General features: G+C 42.2%; 1 protein-coding gene. It reads right to left on the bottom strand.

Features of this window, described 5'->3' with window-relative positions; all coding sequences use genetic code 11:
* A partial coding sequence (locus tag J7R10_RS09085) for a VirB4 family type IV secretion/conjugal transfer ATPase (RefSeq protein ID WP_484792996.1) occupies positions 1 to 412 on the bottom strand: 412 nt, incomplete at both ends.

The following is a 412-nucleotide window of genomic DNA, read 5'->3' as shown; positions in this document are numbered from 1 at the left end:
CCCCATGGGTTTCCAGTTGGCTTTCCTGACATAAAATTATGAAAAGATGAGAACGACAAAAAATTCAGTGATGTAATTGGTGCTGGACGTGGTCGCCATTTCCAATTTGCAGGCATTTGCGCCCAATAGCCAGCCTCTATAGCTAAATCTACAGGTTTTGGCATTACTGCAACGTCTAAAAGTATTGCGCTTGCTTTTGCCATATAGTCGCGAACTTGCTGAATTGTATCACCATAAGTGGTCAATGTACAATGGTGTTCACCCATGACAAAATGTCCACTTATAAGCTGGTTTAGTGCCTCATCAATTTGCTCAATTTGACTTGTTGCTACATCGCGAGCATCGATAAGATTACGTTGATGTCGCTGCAAATAATCTTTAGCAGCATGCCGTGAGAGCACCGAAAAACTCT

The sequence above is a fragment of the Bartonella vinsonii subsp. berkhoffii ATCC 51672 genome, from assembly GCF_902825225.1.
Lineage (GTDB): Bacteria > Pseudomonadota > Alphaproteobacteria > Rhizobiales > Rhizobiaceae > Bartonella > Bartonella berkhoffii.
This window is presented reverse-complemented; position numbering and strand designations above follow the sequence as displayed.